This window comes from Aequorivita flava (genome assembly GCF_038742595.1).
GTDB classification, from domain to species: domain Bacteria; phylum Bacteroidota; class Bacteroidia; order Flavobacteriales; family Flavobacteriaceae; genus Aequorivita; species Aequorivita marisscotiae.
In genome coordinates, this window is the sequence record NZ_JBANCF010000001.1 from 91457 (window position 1) to 109462 (window position 18006).

The 18006-nt window shown below is 38.3% G+C and carries 19 protein-coding genes and 1 tRNA gene; 14 read left to right on the plus strand and 6 right to left on the minus strand.

Translation table 11 applies throughout. The features are described 5' to 3' along the window. The first annotated feature begins 6 nt into the window (after window positions 1-6). Together bshB1 and VZD24_RS00435 are read left to right on the plus strand one after the other, a co-directional pair. Entirely contained in the window at window positions 7-723 is a 717-nt protein-coding gene (gene bshB1, locus VZD24_RS00430; protein ID WP_279447444.1) for a bacillithiol biosynthesis deacetylase BshB1, read from the plus strand. A gap of 88 nt (window positions 724-811) precedes the next feature. Continuing rightward, window positions 812-887 (plus strand) — tRNA-His (locus VZD24_RS00435). An 86-nt stretch (window positions 888-973) separates the two neighbouring features. Here VZD24_RS00435 and VZD24_RS00440 read toward each other — a convergent pair. Next, window positions 974-1978 carry a M28 family metallopeptidase gene (locus VZD24_RS00440; protein WP_342686659.1) on the minus strand — a complete coding sequence of 335 codons (1005 nt, stop codon included), beginning with the start codon at window positions 1976-1978 and terminating at the stop codon, window positions 974-976. 17 nt (window positions 1979-1995) lie between these two features. Then, window positions 1996-2328, minus strand: a complete 333-nt coding sequence (locus VZD24_RS00445; protein WP_279447446.1) for a hypothetical protein — start codon at window positions 2326-2328, stop codon at window positions 1996-1998. Between the two features lie 141 nt (window positions 2329-2469). On the opposite strand from VZD24_RS00445, the gene VZD24_RS00450 reads away from it, so the two are divergent. Both VZD24_RS00450 and VZD24_RS00455 read left to right on the plus strand, forming a co-directional pair. Next, a complete protein-coding gene (locus VZD24_RS00450; protein ID WP_279447447.1) occupies window positions 2470-3852 on the plus strand; it encodes an MBL fold metallo-hydrolase in 1383 nt (460 codons plus the stop codon). A 240-nt stretch (window positions 3853-4092) separates the two neighbouring features. Further along, complete coding sequence (locus tag VZD24_RS00455) at window positions 4093-5097, plus strand: T9SS type A sorting domain-containing protein (protein ID WP_279447448.1); 1005 nt, start codon at window positions 4093-4095, stop codon at window positions 5095-5097. Window positions 5098-5188: 91 nt separating this feature from the next. Here VZD24_RS00455 and VZD24_RS00460 read toward each other — a convergent pair whose 3' ends face one another. Continuing rightward, on the minus strand, window positions 5189-5668 hold the full coding sequence (locus VZD24_RS00460; RefSeq protein ID WP_279447449.1) for a ferritin-like domain-containing protein: 480 nt from the start codon (window positions 5666-5668) through the stop codon (window positions 5189-5191). A gap of 190 nt (window positions 5669-5858) precedes the next feature. Here VZD24_RS00460 and VZD24_RS00465 point away from each other — a divergent pair, with 190 nt between their 5' ends. The 3 genes from VZD24_RS00465 (at window position 5859) to VZD24_RS00475 (ending at window position 7825) form a co-directional block, all read left to right on the plus strand. Further along, window positions 5859-7058, plus strand: a complete 1200-nt coding sequence (locus tag VZD24_RS00465; protein ID WP_342686658.1) for an NAD(P)/FAD-dependent oxidoreductase — start codon at window positions 5859-5861, stop codon at window positions 7056-7058. Between the two features lie 25 nt (window positions 7059-7083). Further along, window positions 7084-7605 (plus strand): DUF421 domain-containing protein, encoded by a 522-nt coding sequence (locus VZD24_RS00470; protein ID WP_279447451.1) that lies wholly within the window; start codon window positions 7084-7086, stop codon window positions 7603-7605. 76 nt (window positions 7606-7681) lie between these two features. Next, window positions 7682-7825: a hypothetical protein gene (locus tag VZD24_RS00475; RefSeq protein WP_342686657.1), complete on the plus strand. Its 144-nt coding sequence runs from the start codon at window positions 7682-7684 to the stop codon at window positions 7823-7825. Window positions 7826-7945: 120 nt separating this feature from the next. Here the strand turns inward: VZD24_RS00475 and VZD24_RS00480 are convergent, their stop codons facing one another. The 3 genes from VZD24_RS00480 to VZD24_RS00490 form a co-directional block, all read right to left on the minus strand. Next, a complete protein-coding gene (locus tag VZD24_RS00480) occupies window positions 7946-8422 on the minus strand; it encodes a hypothetical protein (protein ID WP_342686656.1) in 477 nt (158 codons plus the stop codon). A gap of 88 nt (window positions 8423-8510) precedes the next feature. Further along, window positions 8511-9077, minus strand: coding sequence for a hypothetical protein (locus VZD24_RS00485; protein ID WP_342686655.1), 567 nt, complete (start codon window positions 9075-9077; stop codon window positions 8511-8513). 5 nt (window positions 9078-9082) lie between these two features. Next, window positions 9083-9757 (minus strand): SIR2 family NAD-dependent protein deacylase, encoded by a 675-nt coding sequence (locus VZD24_RS00490; RefSeq protein WP_342686714.1) that lies wholly within the window; start codon window positions 9755-9757, stop codon window positions 9083-9085. Window positions 9758-9922: 165 nt separating this feature from the next. On the opposite strand from VZD24_RS00490, the gene VZD24_RS00495 reads away from it, so the two are divergent. The 7 genes from VZD24_RS00495 (at window position 9923) to VZD24_RS00525 (ending at window position 18002) form a co-directional block, all read left to right on the plus strand. Further along, entirely contained in the window at window positions 9923-10603 is a 681-nt protein-coding gene (locus VZD24_RS00495; protein ID WP_279447455.1) for a TrmH family RNA methyltransferase, read from the plus strand. Window positions 10604-10673: 70 nt separating this feature from the next. Then, window positions 10674-11246, plus strand: a complete 573-nt coding sequence (locus VZD24_RS00500; protein ID WP_342686654.1) for a non-canonical purine NTP diphosphatase — start codon at window positions 10674-10676, stop codon at window positions 11244-11246. Window positions 11247-11460: 214 nt separating this feature from the next. After that, a complete protein-coding gene (locus tag VZD24_RS00505; protein ID WP_279447457.1) occupies window positions 11461-13272 on the plus strand; it encodes a DEAD/DEAH box helicase in 1812 nt (603 codons plus the stop codon). 170 nt (window positions 13273-13442) lie between these two features. Beyond that, window positions 13443-14063, plus strand: a complete 621-nt coding sequence (locus tag VZD24_RS00510) for a GNAT family N-acetyltransferase (RefSeq protein ID WP_342686653.1) — start codon at window positions 13443-13445, stop codon at window positions 14061-14063. Window positions 14064-14088: 25 nt separating this feature from the next. Next, window positions 14089-14850 carry a carboxypeptidase-like regulatory domain-containing protein gene (locus tag VZD24_RS00515; protein WP_279450255.1) on the plus strand — a complete coding sequence of 254 codons (762 nt, stop codon included), beginning with the start codon at window positions 14089-14091 and terminating at the stop codon, window positions 14848-14850. 65 nt (window positions 14851-14915) lie between these two features. Then, entirely contained in the window at window positions 14916-16277 is a 1362-nt protein-coding gene (locus tag VZD24_RS00520) for an aldehyde dehydrogenase (protein WP_342686652.1), read from the plus strand. A gap of 78 nt (window positions 16278-16355) precedes the next feature. After that, window positions 16356-18002 carry a T9SS type A sorting domain-containing protein gene (locus tag VZD24_RS00525; protein WP_342686651.1) on the plus strand — a complete coding sequence of 549 codons (1647 nt, stop codon included), beginning with the start codon at window positions 16356-16358 and terminating at the stop codon, window positions 18000-18002. Window positions 18003-18006: the final 4 nt, after the last annotated feature.

Genomic DNA, 18006 nt, shown 5'->3' on the forward strand with positions numbered 1-18006 from the left:
ACTTTTATGAAGATTGATATATTGGCCATAGGCGCCCATCCAGACGATGTAGAATTGGGCTGTTCGGCTACTTTGGCAAAAGAGATTAGTGCTGGAAAAACAGTAGGGATTTTAGACCTTACCCGTGGGGAACTTGGAACACGCGGAACTGCGGAAATTCGAGATAGCGAAGCGGAAGCGGCTGCTAAAATTTTGGGTGTTAAGTTTCGTCATAATCTTGAATTTTCGGATGGTTTTTTAGTGAATAATGCTGCCTCTCAGTTGGAAATAATAAAGATAATAAGAAAGTACCAACCCGAAATGGTGCTGTGCAACGCTATAGACGATAGGCATACTGACCATGCAAAAGCCAGCAAAATGGCCAGCGATGCTTGTTTTTTAAGCGGATTGCAGAAAATTGAAACTATTTATGAAAGCAACCATCAAAAAGCTTGGCGTCCAAAATACGTTTACCATTATATTCAATGGAAAAATATTGAACCAGATTTTGTGGTAGATGTTACCGGATTTTTGGATAAAAAATTGGAAACTGTTTTCGCGTATAAAAGTCAATTTCACCAAAAAGAAGCCAATGAACCCGAAACCCCGATTACTTCAACAAATTTTAGAGATAGTATTACGTACCGGGCGCAGGACTTGGGAAGGCTTATTGGCACTGAATATGCCGAAGGTTTTACAACAGAACGGTATCCTGCAGTAAGCTCTATTTTCGATTTAATTTAATTTTCTTCAAAAAGAGTGTTGCGCAACCGTTATAATTGATTTATATTTGCGTCCGCTTAGCGAAATTGTGTTTTGAAGCACAATAAATGGTGGTTGTAGCTCAGCTGGTTAGAGCGCCTGATTGTGGTTCAGGAGGTCGCCGGTTCGAACCCGGTCTTCCACCCGAAAGTAAAATCCTCCCTTTTTTGGGAGGATTTTTTCGTTTAGAAAAGGTTTTATTATTTCTTAGAATTGTTTTTAAACGCTGCCTTTAATCTATAGTTATTCTGTTTTCGCGATTGGCAATTTCCCAAGCGGTATGAAATATTAGCTTGGTGCGTTTTTCCAATAAATCGTATTCAATTTTATCAGGGGTATCGGTTATTTTGTGATAATCTTCGTGTACTCCATTAAAATAGAAGATAATTGGAACATTATTTTTGGCAAAATTATAATGGTCACTTCGGTAATAAAAACGGTTGGGATCATTTGGATCATCGTATGTGTAATCCAATTTCAATTGGGTGTATTTTTCATTCACTTCCGAAGAAACATCTTGTAATTCCTGACTGATTTTATTGCTTCCTATTAAATAAATATAATTAGGATCTTCCTCTTTGTCGGGATCAATCCTTCCTATCATATCAATATTTAGATTGCACACGGTATTTTCTAAAGGAAACAATGGATTTTCGGTATAATAGCGCGAGCCGTACAGACCAATTTCCTCACCTGTAACATGTAGAAAAAGAATAGATCGTTTTGGTGGGTATCCGTCTTTTACAGCCTGTTTAAAAGCTTGGGCAATCTCCATGATGGCCACAGTGCCACTGCCGTCATCGTCGGCTCCGTTAAAAACATTGCCGCTATTGTCTACCCCCACGTGATCTAAATGTGCGGAGATAACGATAATTTCATCAGGTTTTTCACTTCCTTTTATAAAGGCGACAACGTTTTCAGTTTCCTTCGGGTCTCTGCGGCCTTCAAAAAAACTGGCGGGAATGTATTGGTAATAATCTTCGGTTCCTGGAGCAGCGGCTATTCCATTCTCCTTGTAAAAATCGCGAATAAAATTTGCAGCCATTTTCTGCCCTTTTGAGCCGGTCATTCTACCTTCCATCTCATCACTTGCGTACACGTACAAAAGGTCTTTTAGCTTTTGTGCGGTTATTGTGTTCGCGTATTGAACGCTTTTTTCTTTGGTGTTTATGGATTTCTGTGCCGTACTGCACGAAAATATTAACGAGGAAATTGCTGCTAAAAATAAAATTTTCATAAATAAGTTAACTGTGATTATTCAAAAGAGGTTAATTCATAATCTTGTTCTGAGAGACCGCCTTCGCCTATTTTTTTATAGTTAAAGGTGTGTGTTTTAACAATTTCGTTGCCATCGCGATCTTGCGATTTTACAGTTATTTTTACAAGATACGTTACACCAATGGCTCCTTCGCCATCAGCGGTTTCGGTAACGTCTATATTTTCATCGCTAAATTTTGTGCCTTCGGGAAGTTGCAGTTTTTCAATAGCATCTTTTTTGGCTAATTCGCGAATTACTCCTTCTTGTTTGTCCTGCGTAGAACAGGAAGCAACCAATACAGTTATTAGAACAAGCATTAATTTTTTCATAATTAATTTTTTATGGTTAACGGGTAAAGATAAAATAAGTTTGAAGTCTAAATGCAAAATTTTTGTGAAAATGGATACTTTGAATACGAAGGCTTTAATTATGGAAAATACAATTGGTATATTTGCCAAAAAGATAAAATAATGAAGGTAGAACAAATTTATACAGGATGCCTTTCTCAGGGCGCCTATTATATTGAAAGCAATGGTGAAGTTGCTATAATTGACCCGTTGCGCGAAACCAAACCATATTTGGAACGCGCCCAAAACGATAACGCAACGATAAAATATATTTTTGAAACTCACTTTCATGCAGATTTTGTGAGCGGCCACGTTACACTGGCTGAACAAACGGGTGCCGCAATAGTTTACGGACCACTTGCGAACCCTTCTTTTAAAACCATAATTGCGAAAGATGGTGAAGTATTTAAGTTGGGCAATGTAACCATTACCGCATTGCACACCCCGGGGCATACTATGGAAAGTACCACATATTTACTGAAAGACGAAAGTGGAAAAGATTATGCTATTTTTAGCGGCGACACCTTGTTTTTGGGCGACGTTGGCCGGCCGGATTTGGCGCAAAAGGCCAATGAAATGACGCAGGAAGATCTCGCAGGCATTCTCTTCGACAGTCTTCGAAATAAAATAATGCCTCTCGCAAACGATGTAATTGTATATCCTGCCCACGGTGCCGGTTCTGCCTGTGGAAAAAATATGATGAAAGAAACGGTTGATACTTTAGGCAATCAAAAGAAAATGAATTATGCGCTCCGTGAAGATATGACCCGTGCCGAGTTTATTAAAGAAGTTACCGATGGTTTAGCACCACCGCCACTCTATTTTCCGATGAATGTTAAGATGAATCGAGAAGGATATACTAATTTTAATGAAGTGGTATCGCAAGGCACAACACCGTTAAACCCAGATGATTTTGAAAAAATAGCGAACCAAACGGGTGCCGTAATTTTAGATGTTCGCCATCAGTCGGCCTTTATTGAGGGCCATATTCCTCGATCTATTTTTATTGGATTGGATGGTGGTTTTGCACCATGGGTTGGTGCGTTACTCGCCAATGTGGAACAAGAAATACTGCTGGTGGTTTCACCGGGAAGAGAAGAGGAAGCCGTAACCAGATTATCAAGAGTTGGTTTTGATAGAACGCTGGGATATTTAAATGGAGGAATAGAAGCTTGGCAAAACGCCGGTAAGGAAATAGATACTTTAGAATCTGTTGAAGCCGATGTTTTTAAGGAAAAACTGGAAAACAACATTCCCGTTTTTGACGTTCGCAATGATGGCGAATTTGCCAATGGTCGTATAGCCTGCGCTACCCACGCTCCTTTAGGATTTTTAAACCAATATGTAAGCGCTTTTCCCGATGGGAACAAATGTTATTTATATTGTGCCGGCGGATATAGATCAGTAATTGCTGCTTCAATTTTAAAGGGCAGAGGTATTCACAACGTGGTAAACGTAGCCGGTGGCTTTGCCGCTATAAAAAATGTTGGCATCCCGGTTTCATAGTTTTTAGAATAATATTTTACAATTTAAAGCAAGCTCTCATCAATTGAGGGCTTTTTTAATGCGCTTCGGTTTCGGGCGCGATGCTTTATCTATTAGTATTATTAATACAATTGAATATTTGAGTTGTTTGTAATCAGCTGTAAATCAATTGAATTAATTATTTTGTTAAACTTTTTCTAAAAAAGATTAAACAAAATAATTTATTTTTAGTTTTACCTCGAACTAAAAACGTTATATAAGATGAAAAAAGGATTACTAATTATTTCAATTGCCTTACTAACAGGCAATTTATTCGCACAAACAGCCCGTGTACAAGTGATACACAACTCAGCCGATGCAGCTGCAGCAGAAGTAGATGTTTACGTAAACACAGATTTAGCATTAGATGATTTCGCATTTAGAACAGCTACACCTTTTTTAGATTTACCGGCAGGAGTAGAAATTAATATTGGAATAGCTCCGGGGAACAGTACTGGAGTGGGAGACGTACTTTTAAATGTGCCAGTTACCCTTACTGAAAATGAAAAGTATATTGTAGTAGCAGACGGAATTGTAAGTGCGTCTGGTTACAACCCTGCTCCGCCCCTCAGTTTACAGGTTTTTCCGATGGCACGGGAAATGGCTACCAACCCAACAAATGTTGATGTACTCGTACACCACGGATCAACCGATGCTCCTACAGTAGATGTAGTTGAAACCGGAGTTGGTGCAGGTACAGTGGTTGACAATATTTCTTATACGGAATATCAAGGTTATTTAGAACTTCCAACGGCAGATTATGTTTTAGATATTACAGATGAAACAGGTACCGTAACCGTAGCTCGCTATCAAGCGCCTTTAGCAACCTTAGGCTTAGACGGAGCTGCACTAACTGTGTTGGCTTCAGGATTTTTAGATCCTGCGCAAAATTCAAACGGTCCTGCTTTTGGATTGTATGTTGCAAGTCCTGCTGGTGGGGCATTGCTGGCATTGCCATCTGTACCGCTAAGTGTTTCTGAATTTGATTCTACTGAGTTTGTAATTTACCCGAATCCGGTAAACGACAGACTTACCATTAATGCATCTGGAATAGATATGAGTGAATATTCGGTTGCCATTACCGACATGCTTGGTCGAATAGTTTTAAATGGAAACATAAACACCAACAATACAATTGATGTAAATAATTTAAGTGAAGGGGTTTATAATCTCACCCTACTGCGTGGCAATAACGTAGTGATTAGTAAGAAGTTTGTAAAAAAATAATTTTTATAATCTTCCAGTTAATTTAAAAGCCCTGCGAATTATATCGCAGGGCTTTTTTTTCTTTTTCTTTTTCAGAAATGCCAATTAAAAATTAATCATCGGCTAGATCTTCCAATGTTTTTACTCGGTTTAAGGTTGCGTGAATTTCAGCCGCTTGTTTGTGGATTACACTAGAAATAGTTGGCGGGAAATTTTCTTCCTTTAACTTTTCATCATACTCTTTCCAGCTGGCTTTTTCGCCTCTAATGCACTCTTCCAAAACCGCTTCGTCTGTATTTCCGGCAACGGCACTTTTAATATCTATCCAGGTTCTGTGCAGATCGCCTGTAAAACTTCCGCTTTCTTTTGGCGTTTCATTTAAACTGCGGATTTCGTGATCGAGCTCCGTAGCAAAGCGATTGCGTTGCGCAGCCTGATGCTTTAAAAAGTTTTTAAGCTGTGGACTCTTAGCATCTTCCATGGCTTTTGTAAAACCTTTTTGGGCATCATAATTTTTTTCCAACAATTCTTGTAGGTTGTCAACAAGTTTGTCGTGGTTGCGTTCTTTAGCTTTTTCGTTTGTAGTCTTCATAGTTTTCTTTTTTTGTTTATATCGTAAAAATAGATTTATAACGCCCATTAAAATCTTATAGAATTCACAATTTAGAGGTGTTTAACGTATTTGTTACTAAATTTTAAGAAAAGACTTCCCATTCATTAAATAAATATTAAAATGGAATTTGTAACAATTAAGTTTTCTAACTTTAGAAAAAGTTTACACTATGAACGTTCGCTCCAACGAGCCTTTTTGGCTAATTAAAAATGCATTACCACAGAGCTATCCTTCACTTAAAGAATCAATTTCTTCGGAAGTATTACTAATAGGTGCCGGTATTACGGGTGCGTTGGTGGCTTTTCAATTATTAAAAAGTGGAAAGAAAATAATAATGGTAGATCGTCGCGATATCTGCAACGGTAGCACTGCTGCCAGCACTTCTATGCTTCAATATGAAATTGATGTTCCACTTCACAAATTAATTGAAAAAGTAGGGCTAACCTGTGCCGTATCGAGCTATCAAAATTGTGAAAAATCTATCAGCGATATAAAGAAAATTATAAACGAAGTAAAGAGCGATTGTGGTTTTCAACAAAAGTACAGCGTGTATTTTGCCTCGTCTAAAAAAGATGTAGATTTTTTAAAAGATGAATTTAATGCCCGAAAAGAACATGGGTTTAGCGTAAAGTGGCTTTCAAAGGAAGCATTGGAAAAATTGGGCTTAAAAGCATATGCCGCCATTGAATCTAAGGCTGGCGCCGTAATGGACGTGTATAGATTGGCCAATGATATTTTAAAATATTGTACCGAAAATGGTGTAAAAATCTACGACCGAACCAATATTGAAGGTATAAAGCATGAAAAAGAAAAAGTAATAGCAAAAACAGATTCGGGATTTACTATTACTGTAGAAGATGTTGTGCATTGTACCGGTTACGAAAGCGTTGAAACAATTAAGGAAAATATAGTAGATTTAAAAAGTACTTTTGCCCTCGCTTCCGAATCGTTTAAGAAAATACCCGACGCTTTTAAAAAACATATTTATTGGAATACGGATTCGCCTTACCTCTATTTTAGAAGTACCGACGACGGAAGAATTATAATGGGCGGAGGCGACAGTGATTTTAAAAATGCCGCTCGGCGCGATGCCTTGCTTCCCAAAAAGGAAAAAGCATTGACTGCAAAATTTTCCAAGTGTTTTCCCGATATACCTTTTGTGGCAGATTATTCGTGGGCGGGAACTTTTGGCGAAACAAAGGACGGACTGCCTTATTTTGGAAATCCCGATCCAAATAAGAGAGAACATTATATTTTAGGGTTTGGCGGAAATGGAATAACTTTTAGCGTTATGGGAATGGAGGCAATTTTACATGCCATCAACAGAACCCCACACCCGTATTTAGAGTATTATAAATTTAACAGATAGAAATTATTAATTAAAAACTACCAAAATGAAAGCATGGTTTGAAGCATCTTCCACCTCCCTAATTGCAATTGTATTAACTACCATAGGAATTTATGTAGCTGTAATTCTATTTACCCGATTGGCTGGTAAACGCAGTTTTTCAAAGATGAGTAGTTTTGATTTCGCTATGACCGTAGCAATTGGTTCGGTTATAGCAACTACCATTTTATCAAAATCGGTAAGTTTATTGCAAGGCCTTGTGGGTTTGGCTGCTGTGTATGTTCTTCAAATTACGATGGCAATGCTTAGACGTTTTAATACAGTGCAAAAAATTATAGACAATCAGCCGCTACTTTTAATGGAAGGCGAACAAATATTTCACGATAATTTAAAGAAAGCCCGTGTTACCGAATCTGATCTTCGCGCCAAACTTCGAGAAGCAAATGTTTTAAAATTATCGCAAGTACGAGCCGTTATTTTTGAATCAACCGGCGATATTGCGGTTTTGCACACAAAAGATGATAACGTACAAGTAGAAGATTGGCTATTAAAAAATGTAAATAGATAAATGTTAATTCTGTTTTAAACTTTTGATTTTCAATATTGTGTTGCGTAACTTTTCCTTCGGATAAAAAAATAACGCTATGAAAAACAACGAAAAAGACATTGAAAAAGAAAAGCAGAGTAAAAAGGAACAGGCAATAAATAAAAGTGCCACACAAGGAAAAGATATTAATCATCAAGTAAAGGAACGTAAAGAAAAACATCAGCCGCGCGATACCGCGTAGCTCGGTAGCTTTACAAAGTGAGAGGCTGTTTTAAGAAGTTTAATAAACTTTTTAAAACAGCCTCTTTTAATTAAAAATTCAACTTTTAGCAGACCGAATCTTTCAATTAACAATTAAAAATTAAGATCCGCAGCCATAGTAATAATTAAAGTTGTCTGCAGCTTTTGGTTTGATTGATAATTTTACTTTGTGCGTATTTTTTTTATTGTTTGTAGGCGTTATACATTCTTCTTCCGTTAATAAAACCTCCATCAGAACCCGATGCGATGAGGCAACGTATTTTTTGGTATTACCGTTAATTTCAGGTTGGGGGATTGGCGCTACAAAAGAACGGAGTGTTTCGCCGGGAGCGGTGAAATAAATTTGACCATCTTTAAACTCAACCGTCCAAGAAGGATCTGCGCCGCCGCCACTAAAGGTAAAATCTTCGGCGCTTTCAGATTGTTTTGGAACGCTGTCCAGCCGGTTTTCATTGTACTCCATTGTAGCACGTGTATCTGCTGGAACAACGGTTTCAGATTGTTTATTGTTTGGCTCTTTGCAGGAAACAGCAATCATTAAAGTGAAAAAAGGAACTAGTAGTACTTTGTATTTCATTGTATTAATTTTTTAAAGATTTGTAAAGCTAAAAAATATTCAATTTTATAAAAAGTGATAGACTTAATTTTAACTATTTCGGTAAATTTTATTTAAGTAGTTTTAGGATTTTACGAGCTCTGGCTTGGTATCCCGCACTTTTGTTTGGGATGTTTTGTAGTAATATTTGTTTTAATTCTGGATAGATCCACTTTTCATCTTTATCTGCTCCCAAATAAAAAAGACACTGCATGGCGTGTGCTTGGCACGCTACTTTTTGGTCTGTAATAAGCCAATCAAAACAGCACTCGGTTATTGTTTTGCGTTCCTCTAAATTTAGAACTTTATAAAATAAGCCCAAGATTTTCCTAAAATGATAATAGCATAACATTTCACAAATTTTAGAACAGGAGCGCAAGGCCGAATCAGTTTTGATTGTTGGCAATTTTTCAAAAAACAGGTACTTGTATTTAATGAAATTTTTTGGTTTGTATTGACAAATAATTTCTAATACATAGGCAGATGACACTAAAAGTTCATTGCCCTCATTAAAACAATATTGTAGGGTTTCCCGAACATAATGGGGTTTTTTGGTAATCCAAAAGGCAACCTCGAGTCTTTTGTTCCGACTGCTATCTACCTCCATTAATTTTTCGTTTAAATCTTCGGGAAGCATACTTTTTATTTTAAAAGTTCCACAACTTTTGGAACACCGGTTGAAGCCTTTTCAGGAAAAACGGTAATTCTATTATTTTCTGAAATAGATGGGTTGGGATCTACAAAATATATATGCGCTTCGGGTTTTGCATATTGCATTAAGCCCGCTGCGGGATATACCTGCATGGAGGTTCCTATAATTAAAATTGCGTCTGCCTTTTCCACCACGGCAGCAGCAACTTCAATCATGGGCACCATTTCGCCAAACCAAACAATATGTGGACGTAGTTGGTGTTTATTTTTGCAAAGATCGCCCAGATTTAAATCGGTTTTCCAGTCCAATACCAGATTTTCGTCATAAGTACTTCTCACTTTTAGCAATTCTCCGTGAAGATGAATAACGTTTTTACTACCTGCTCTTTCGTGCAAATCGTCTACATTTTGTGTTATAATGGTAACGTCGTGCGTTTGGTCCAGTGTTGCTAAAGCCAGATGTGCAGCGTTGGGTTGTACGGTTAATAACTGTCTTCGTCGTTGATTGTAAAAATCTAACACTGAGGCAGGATTGCGTTGAAAACCTTCTGGCGAGGCAACTTCCATTACGTCGTGACCTTCCCAAAGTCCGTCACTATCTCTAAAGGTTTTTATTCCACTTTCCGCGCTAACGCCAGCGCCTGTTAATACTGCAATTTTCATTATTTTATAATTGAGTTACTAAAGTATTCAAAAATTGCGATTTTTAAAAAGATACTATTAATTGAATAACTTTTATCTTAGCAAAATCAAAATTAAATTCGAAACTGAATTTTATTCGAACAAGCATTTTTTAAATACCGAATAATCAATAACCAATACTATTTTTTCTTGGATTTAGAATTATTTCAATATTTACAAACCTATCTCACCGAACGTAGAACAGCCCTGTTCAAACAAGTACTAGCGGAGCGTACCCGCCATTTTACCGTTGCCACCGAAGATGTTTATCAACTGCACAACACCAGTGCCGTAATGCGAACCTGCGACGTATTTGGGATTCAGGATTTGCACGTGGTGGAAGAGCGTTTGGGAAAGCGAGTTGACAAAGAAATTGCGATGGGCGCACAAAAATGGGTGAGCTTAAATCGGTATAATTCAATTACTGATTGTATTGAAAATTTAAAAAAATCGGGCTATCAAATTATTGCTACCACGCCGCACGATAATTCTACTATGCTTCACGAATTTGATGTTACCAAAAAGAGCGCTTTTTTCTTTGGAAAGGAAAGCGATGGACTCAGCGATACAGTGATGGATGCCGCCGATGGTTTTTTAAAAATACCGATGTACGGTTTTACGGAGAGCCTGAATATTTCGGTTTCTGCGGCAATTATTTTGCAAAGTGTGGTTTCAAAATTAAAACAGAGCCCAGTAAATTGGAAGCTTTCTGAAGACGAAAAACTGGAAATTGAATTGGCGTGGATGAAGAAAACAATTAAAGCTTCAGAAGAAATAATTGAACGATACTATTCTGAAAATCCCAAATCACAAGCACCAAATAATAAATAAAATTCAAAATAAAACATGCAAAATTTAAAATTTTCATCTCACGTCTCACGTCTAAAAGCTCACGTCTAAAATGAAACTCGTCTTCGCAACCCACAATAAAAATAAATTTGCCGAGGTAAAATCGATGCTGCCGAAACATATTGAATTATTAAGCTTAAAAGATATCGGCTGCAATGAAGATATTGCAGAAACCGCAGATACTATTGAAGGTAACGCGATTTTAAAAGCCAATTATGTGCGGGAAAAATACAAAATAAATTGTTTTGCGGACGATACGGGTTTAGAAGTAAAATCTTTAAATAACGAGCCCGGTGTTTTTAGTGCGCGGTACGCTGGAGATTCCAACGATTCAAAAGCGAACATGGAAAAACTTTTAAAAAATTTGAAAGGCAAGGAAGATCGCTCGGCAAGATTCAAAACCGCAATCGCTTTAAATATGGAACGCGAGGAAATTATGTTTCTCGGAATCTGCGAAGGCAAAATAACCAAAGAAGCCCGCGGTAATTCTGGTTTTGGCTACGACCCGGTTTTCCAGCCTAAAGGCTTTACAACAACCTTTGCAGAAATGACGCTGCAACAGAAAAGTGAAATAGGCCATCGCGGAAAAGCAATGCGCCAACTAATAGATTACCTTTCCCAATAGGACGTAGTTTTTAGTTTTTTATAAAAAAAGCCCAACAATCACTGTCAAATAAAAACTTTAGCTTACTTTTGCGCCCTTGAAAAATACGAGGCCCTTGGTGGCATCTTGTTTCAAGAAAATTCCTCAGGGTGAGGAGTGCTATAGTGAAGCTGTCCGTTTTTTATATGTCCAGTCGCTTCCCGTTAGCACATATAAAAATATATATTACAAAAAAATGACAGCATTTAAAGCACTCGGCTTGGAAGAGCATCTTCTAAAAGCCATCGCCGACATGGGTTTTGAAACTCCATCGGAAGTACAAGAAAAAGCAATCCCAATTCTTTTAGATCGCGAAACCGACATGGTTTCGTTAGCGCAGACAGGAACGGGAAAAACCGCAGCATTTGGTTTCCCGATGTTGCAAAAAATTGACGTAAACAGTCGTACAACTCAGGGTTTAATCCTTTCGCCAACCCGCGAACTTTGCCTTCAGATTACAAATGAAATGGTTGCGTACGGCAAATATATGCCGGGCCTTAACGTTACCGCTATTTACGGGGGTGCCAGTATAACAGACCAAGCGCGTCAAATTAAGAAGGGTTCGCAAATTATAGTTGCCACTCCGGGACGAATGAAAGATATGATTGGCCGTGGTTTGGTTGACATTTCAAAAATAGAATATTGCGTGCTCGATGAGGCCGATGAGATGCTCAATATGGGCTTTTATGAAGACATAACCGAAATTCTTTCGCACTCGCCAAAAGATAAAAGCACCTGGCTTTTTAGCGCAACCATGCCGAAAGAGGTTTCTACAATTGCTAAAAAGTTTATGCACACTCCCGTGGAAATCACGGTTGGAACTAAAAACGTTGGTTCGGATCAGGTTACGCACGAGTATTATTTGGTAAACGCTCGCGATCGTTACAATGCTTTAAAGCGTTTGGCAGATGCGAACCCAGAGATATTTTCGGTAATTTTTTGCAGAACTAAGCGCGACACCCAAAAAGTTGCAGAACAATTAATAGAAGATGGGTATAACGCGGCGGCAATCCACGGAGATTTAAGTCAGAGTCAGCGCGATACCGTAATGAAATCCTTCCGCAATCGGCAAATACAAATGCTAGTTGCAACCGATGTAGCAGCTCGCGGAATTGATGTGGACGATATTACCCACGTTATAAATTATCAGTTGCCCGACGAAATAGAAACTTATACACACCGTAGCGGGCGTACCGGTCGTGCGGGAAAGACGGGTATTTCAATGGTTATCGTTTCAAAAAGTGAAGTGCGAAAAATTCACACAATTGAAAAGATGATTCAAAAGAAATTTATTGCAAAGGAAATTCCATCGGGTATGGAAATTTGTGAAGTGCAAATGTTTCACTTGGCAAATTCTATTAAGGATACAAAAATAAATCCCGAAATTAATGCCTACCTTCCCAATATAAACGAAGTATTGGCAGACTTTTCAAAGGAAGAACTTATTCAAAAAGTTTTTTCCGTAGAGTTTACGCGCTTTTTAAATTACTATAAAAACAGTAAAGATTTAAACATTTCTAACGATCGCAATTTTTCGGATGAAGACGCTAAAGATAGTACGCGCTACTTCGTGAATATTGGTAACAAAGACGATTTTGATTGGATGAGTTTAAAAGATTTCCTTCGCGATTTACTTCAATTGGGAAAGGACGATATTTACAAAGTTGACGTAAAGGATAGTTTTTCATTCTTTAATACAGACACCAAGCACCAGGAAATGGTGATGGGTATTTTTAAGGACTTTAAGCTAGACGGCAGACAAATTAATGTTGAAATATCTAAAGACACCGGTCGCGGCGGAAGAAGTAGTGGCGGTGGAAGAGATCGTGGAAAGCGAAGAGGCGACCGCAGTGGGAGCGATCGCGGAAATAGAGGCGATAGAAGCGGCGGGTTTAAAAAACGCAGCGGCGGCCGTGGAGACAAACCAGCTTTTAAAGGCAAAAGCCGAAGAAGCCCCGATCGTCCAGATACAAAGGGAACGGGTGGAAGACGCAGAAGAAAGTCGTAAGAACAAACAAGTTTTGGGATTTAATAATCAGGGAGAAAACCACCGGTTAGCAATTCCCTGTAGCGATTAAGTATTTTCGCTCTGCAAAAGATTAAACTTTCGTTCATCTTTTGAGTCTATATAAGTATATTTACGGGCCTTTTATATCGAGGCCCGTTTTTTTTAAACTTATGAAAACCTTCAATTTTCTAACGGAACATATACTGGAAAATAACCGTGTGCAACTTAGTCCGTTGCATCCGGAAGATATTGATAGGATTTTACACTTTTCTGTGAAGGAGCCCGAACTATGGGAATATTCGCTTCAGCCGGCCAATGGTTTAAAGAATTTGCAAACCTATGTAGATTTTGCCATCGATGGACGAAAGCGAGAAACTGCATACCCCTTTTTAATTTTCGACAAGCACAGCCAAAAAATTGCAGGTAGCACCCGTTTTTACGATTATCAAAAAACGCACAATACTACGCAATTGGGTTACACGTGGATTGGAAATGAATTTCAGGGAACCGGACTCAACAAACAGTGTAAATTGTTAATGCTGGAATTTGCTTTTGAATCGTTAAAACTAGATCGCGTTGAGTTTCGGGCAGATGCCAAAAACAGCCGGAGTATCGCGGCCATGAAAAGCATTGGCTGTATTGAAGAGGGAATTTTAAGAAGCAATTGTGCCGCCCCAACCGGCAGACGCGATAGCATTGTTTTAAGTATTTTAAAAGATGAATGGTTTGGAGGGGTTAAAGAAAAATTGAAAGCTAAAATTGAAAAAGAAAGGAACATTTCATCTCGGTGAAATTTTTCCGTATATTATACTTTATATGAAAAAATATATCCTCATAGCCTTTTTGTTTATCGTAGCAAACACGGTTGCGCAAGACAATAACATAATTAAAGGAACTGTTATGAACGATGCAACCGACGCTATTTTGGAAAATGTAAATATTGTAAACCTAAATCAGGTAATAGGTACTACAACCAACGACAAAGGGGAATTTGCAATAAAGGCAGCCGTTAACGACACGCTTTATTTTTCGTATCTCGGGTTTAAGTCGCTTCGGGTTCGAGTTACCAATGACTGGTTAAAATTTGGCGATATAAAAGTGAAAATGACCGAGCTTGGCATTGCGTTGGAAGAAGTGGTTGTAAAACCCGTACAACTCACGGGCTATGTAGAGATTGATGCAAAATTAATTCCAATTTACGACAATTACCGCTACCGAATTTCGGGACTAAGCACTGGATATGAAGGCGGTAGCAATCAACCCGGGGCAGTGAGCAAAGTGCTGAGTTCAATTTTTAATCCCGCCGATTTTCTCTACAATGTTTTCGGAAAACGACCCAAACAGATGCGCAAACTCCGCAAAATGAAAGAGGATGATGAAATTAGAAATCTTCTTCAAAGTAAATTTGATCGCGAAACCTTGATGGCGGTACTGCAATTGGAACGGGTAGATATAGATGAAATATTGAATAAATGCAGTTATTCCAAAGATTTTATCCGTACGGCAAACGATTTGCAAATTCTAGACGCTATTAGTGGCTGTTATGAAGAATACAAGATTCTAAATCGCGAGAAGTAACAATTTTCTTCTTTTTTTAACAACATTCAATTTCTTTAAAAGTATTTTTAAGGAAAATTGATTTTATGAAAGAAATAGTCGAAAAACAGCGCAAGTTCTATAATTCGCATGCCACAAAACATATTCGGTTTAGAAAAGCGCAACTAAAGACGCTTCAAAATGCCTTGCAGGAAAATGAAACGCTCTTGCACGATGCAATTTACAAAGACTTCAAAAAATCAGAATTCGATAATTATTCTACAGAAATCTCGCTGCTTTATAAAGATATAAAGGAGGCCAGAAAAAATTTATTTCAGTGGGCGCGGAGAAAACATGTTTTTACGAGCATTTTAAACTTTCCGGCTTCCAGTTATATTGTTCCCGAACCTTTGGGCGTGTGTTTGGTAATTGGAGCGTGGAATTATCCCTACCAACTTTCCTTCGCTCCGGTAATAGCCGCAATAGCAGCGGGAAACACAGTGGTGTTAAAACCCAGCGAATTACCTACCCACACGGCTGCGGCAATGGCTAAAATTGTTAAAGAAAATTTTGATCCGGCATTTTTCACCGTGGTTGAGGGTGGGGTAGAAGAGACTCAAGAATTGTTAAAACAAAAGTTTGACAAGATATTTTTTACCGGCAGCACCAAAGTGGGCAAAATAGTTTACAAAGCGGCTGCCGAAAATTTAACCCCAGTAACCTTGGAATTGGGCGGAAAAAGCCCAGCCATCGTTACTGAAAGTTGCAATCTTAAAATTTCAGTGAAACGATTGGTTTGGGGAAAATTTCTCAATGCGGGTCAAACCTGCATTGCACCAGATTATGTCCTGGTTCATAAAAGTATTGAAAAGAAATTTTTAGAGCAGACAAAACAAGAAATTATAAGTCAGCATTTTGCTTTTGAAAACGATAACTACCTTCAGATAATAAACAACGTTAATTTTGACCGACTCACTAAATTAATCGATTCGGAGAAAATATATTTTGGAGGCAAATCAAATTCTGAAACGCGCTACTTTCAACCTACTGTTATGCAGAATGTAACTTTAGACGATGCTGTTATGCAGGAAGAAATATTTGGTCCTATTCTTCCAGTTATTTCTTATAGCACCATTGAGGAAGCTATTTCAATTGTAAACAGCTTACCGAAACCACTATCGTGTTATGTATTTACCAAACGCGATTCAATTAAAAGGAAAGTATTAAAGGAAATTTCGTTTGGGGGCGGGGCAATAAACGATACTGTGATGCATATAACAAATTCTAACCTACCTTTTGGTGGCGTGGGCCACAGCGGTATTGGCAACTATCACGGCGAGGCCGGGTTTAAAGCCTTCACCCATTACAAAAGCGTGATGGATAAACCTACGTGGTTGGATCCGTCAATTCGCTATTATCCCCACACACCTTTTAGATTGAAGTTAATGCGGTGGTTTTTAAAATTATAAATTGAAATATAATAAATTAGCAAAAGCCGTTTTTTTAAATTTCGTTAACTTACCGAGCAGAATCACAAACCCATACCTATGAAAAACCTTTACATAATTGTATTTCTGTTTAGCACTTATTGTTCGTTCGGCCAAATACGCTTTCAGAACATTCCCGAAAACGCAATATTTCCCGAAAGCCAAGCGGTTGAAACAATTACGGCAAACATAGCATATCAAGGATATGAAGAAACTCAAGCCTATTTCGGGCAGGGGGAGTACGAAATATTTTTAGATAATGTTGATGGTGTTTTAGACCACCCAATTATTGTTCTGGACGGTTTTGATCCCGGAAACTCAAGAGATATTCCTGGGCTGTATGCCAGCTTAAGTTTTGGCGGGCAAAACATGGCAGATATTTTACGAGATGAGGGTTTTGATATTGTAATTTTAAATGCACCGGTATATACCACTGATGGAAAAACCATAGACGGTGGCGGCGATTACATTCAGCGAAATGCTATGGTTTTAGTGGCCATGATACAGCAACTAAATAACGACAAAGTAGGCAATAACGAGCTTGTTGTTCTTGGCCCAAGTATGGGAGGGCTTATTGGGCGCTACGCACTTTCGTATATGGAAAACAATAGTCTAGACCCTGAAACCCGTCTTTATATTTCATTTGACTCGCCACATCGCGGGGCGAACATTCCTATTAGTCTGCAATATTTAATTAACTATTTTGCAGAACAGGTGGGCGATGCAACGGCACAGCAAGTTGTTGCCCAGCTATTAAACTCACCCGCAGCCAAGGAAATGCTCACCGATCATTTACTCGGTCATCTTTTGGCGGGTTCAACCTATGAGCAAGACCCAACAAAATTATTGCCTTTGGGCGCTCCGGGATTTAGAAATGAATTTCAAGCAGAGCTCGATGCGCTTGGTTTTCCGAGTTCGGTACGCAATGTAACCATGATTAATGGTGCCGCCAATGGAACTACCACGGGAAGTCCGGGGATAACTATTGTTGATACCAATTTACAGATAGATGCATTTACCGATGTAGATGTAGCTTTAAAATTTACACCCGATGCTGGCCAAACCAACACTGTTACCGATGTAACGGTAAACTTTTTTGGCGCTCCAATTAATACATTTCAAACCACGGCACAATCACCAAACAATAGCGCTGGTGTTGATAGTGCTCCGGGCGGAACCGGTAGTATTAGCGACGCTCTTGGCGATGGTGGTGGCAACCAGGTTTTAATAGATTTTATTAATGCATTGCAACAAGATTTATATAGTTTTATTCCTACTATGAGTGCTTTGGCGATAGACAATCCGGATTGGTTTGCCACACCTAATTTGAGCGATTCGCCATTTGTGAATTTTTATATTCCCGATGAAAATGAAGACCACGTTACCGTTACGGCAGCAAGTGCCCAATTTGCTTTAGAGGAGATAAGAAATGGCGCAATGTCGGTTAGTGAGAATCAATTTTCCAATTTATTTATACTTGCACAGAATCCTGTTCAAAATACCATTCAAATTGTAATTCCGAATAATATTTCAGCAAACAACTTAACTACCACTGTTTATAGTATTACTGGTCAAAAATTGATGCAAAAAACTTGGGTGAATAAAAATGGTACGCTGAGTTGGAGTCACGATCTTTCCGCAGGAATTTATATTTTGAAATTGGACACTGGTACTTTTGTGCAAACTATAAAAATGATTGTTGAGTAAGCAT

What these genes read in the sequence shown, in the direction of transcription:
- VZD24_RS00465 (WP_342686658.1), top strand. Translation starts at nt 5,859, where the DNA reads ATGAACGTTCGCTCCAACGAGCCTTTTTGGCTAATTAAAAATGCATTA.
- VZD24_RS00520 (WP_342686652.1), top strand. Translation starts at nt 14,916, where the DNA reads ATGAAAGAAATAGTCGAAAAACAGCGCAAGTTCTATAATTCGCATGCC.
- VZD24_RS00505 (WP_279447457.1), top strand. Translation starts at nt 11,461, where the DNA reads ATGACAGCATTTAAAGCACTCGGCTTGGAAGAGCATCTTCTAAAAGCC.
- VZD24_RS00480 (WP_342686656.1), bottom strand. Translation starts at nt 8,422, where the DNA reads ATGAAATACAAAGTACTACTAGTTCCTTTTTTCACTTTAATGATTGCT.
- VZD24_RS00440 (WP_342686659.1), bottom strand. Translation starts at nt 1,978, where the DNA reads ATGAAAATTTTATTTTTAGCAGCAATTTCCTCGTTAATATTTTCGTGC.
- VZD24_RS00470 (WP_279447451.1), top strand. Translation starts at nt 7,084, where the DNA reads ATGAAAGCATGGTTTGAAGCATCTTCCACCTCCCTAATTGCAATTGTA.
- VZD24_RS00475 (WP_342686657.1), top strand. Translation starts at nt 7,682, where the DNA reads ATGAAAAACAACGAAAAAGACATTGAAAAAGAAAAGCAGAGTAAAAAG.
- bshB1 (WP_279447444.1), top strand. Translation starts at nt 7, where the DNA reads ATGAAGATTGATATATTGGCCATAGGCGCCCATCCAGACGATGTAGAA.
- VZD24_RS00510 (WP_342686653.1), top strand. Translation starts at nt 13,443, where the DNA reads ATGAAAACCTTCAATTTTCTAACGGAACATATACTGGAAAATAACCGT.
- VZD24_RS00485 (WP_342686655.1), bottom strand. Translation starts at nt 9,077, where the DNA reads ATGCTTCCCGAAGATTTAAACGAAAAATTAATGGAGGTAGATAGCAGT.
- VZD24_RS00525 (WP_342686651.1), top strand. Translation starts at nt 16,356, where the DNA reads ATGAAAAACCTTTACATAATTGTATTTCTGTTTAGCACTTATTGTTCG.
- VZD24_RS00445 (WP_279447446.1), bottom strand. Translation starts at nt 2,328, where the DNA reads ATGAAAAAATTAATGCTTGTTCTAATAACTGTATTGGTTGCTTCCTGT.
- VZD24_RS00500 (WP_342686654.1), top strand. Translation starts at nt 10,674, where the DNA reads ATGAAACTCGTCTTCGCAACCCACAATAAAAATAAATTTGCCGAGGTA.
- VZD24_RS00455 (WP_279447448.1), top strand. Translation starts at nt 4,093, where the DNA reads ATGAAAAAAGGATTACTAATTATTTCAATTGCCTTACTAACAGGCAAT.
- VZD24_RS00515 (WP_279450255.1), top strand. Translation starts at nt 14,089, where the DNA reads ATGAAAAAATATATCCTCATAGCCTTTTTGTTTATCGTAGCAAACACG.
- VZD24_RS00460 (WP_279447449.1), bottom strand. Translation starts at nt 5,668, where the DNA reads ATGAAGACTACAAACGAAAAAGCTAAAGAACGCAACCACGACAAACTT.
- VZD24_RS00450 (WP_279447447.1), top strand. Translation starts at nt 2,470, where the DNA reads ATGAAGGTAGAACAAATTTATACAGGATGCCTTTCTCAGGGCGCCTAT.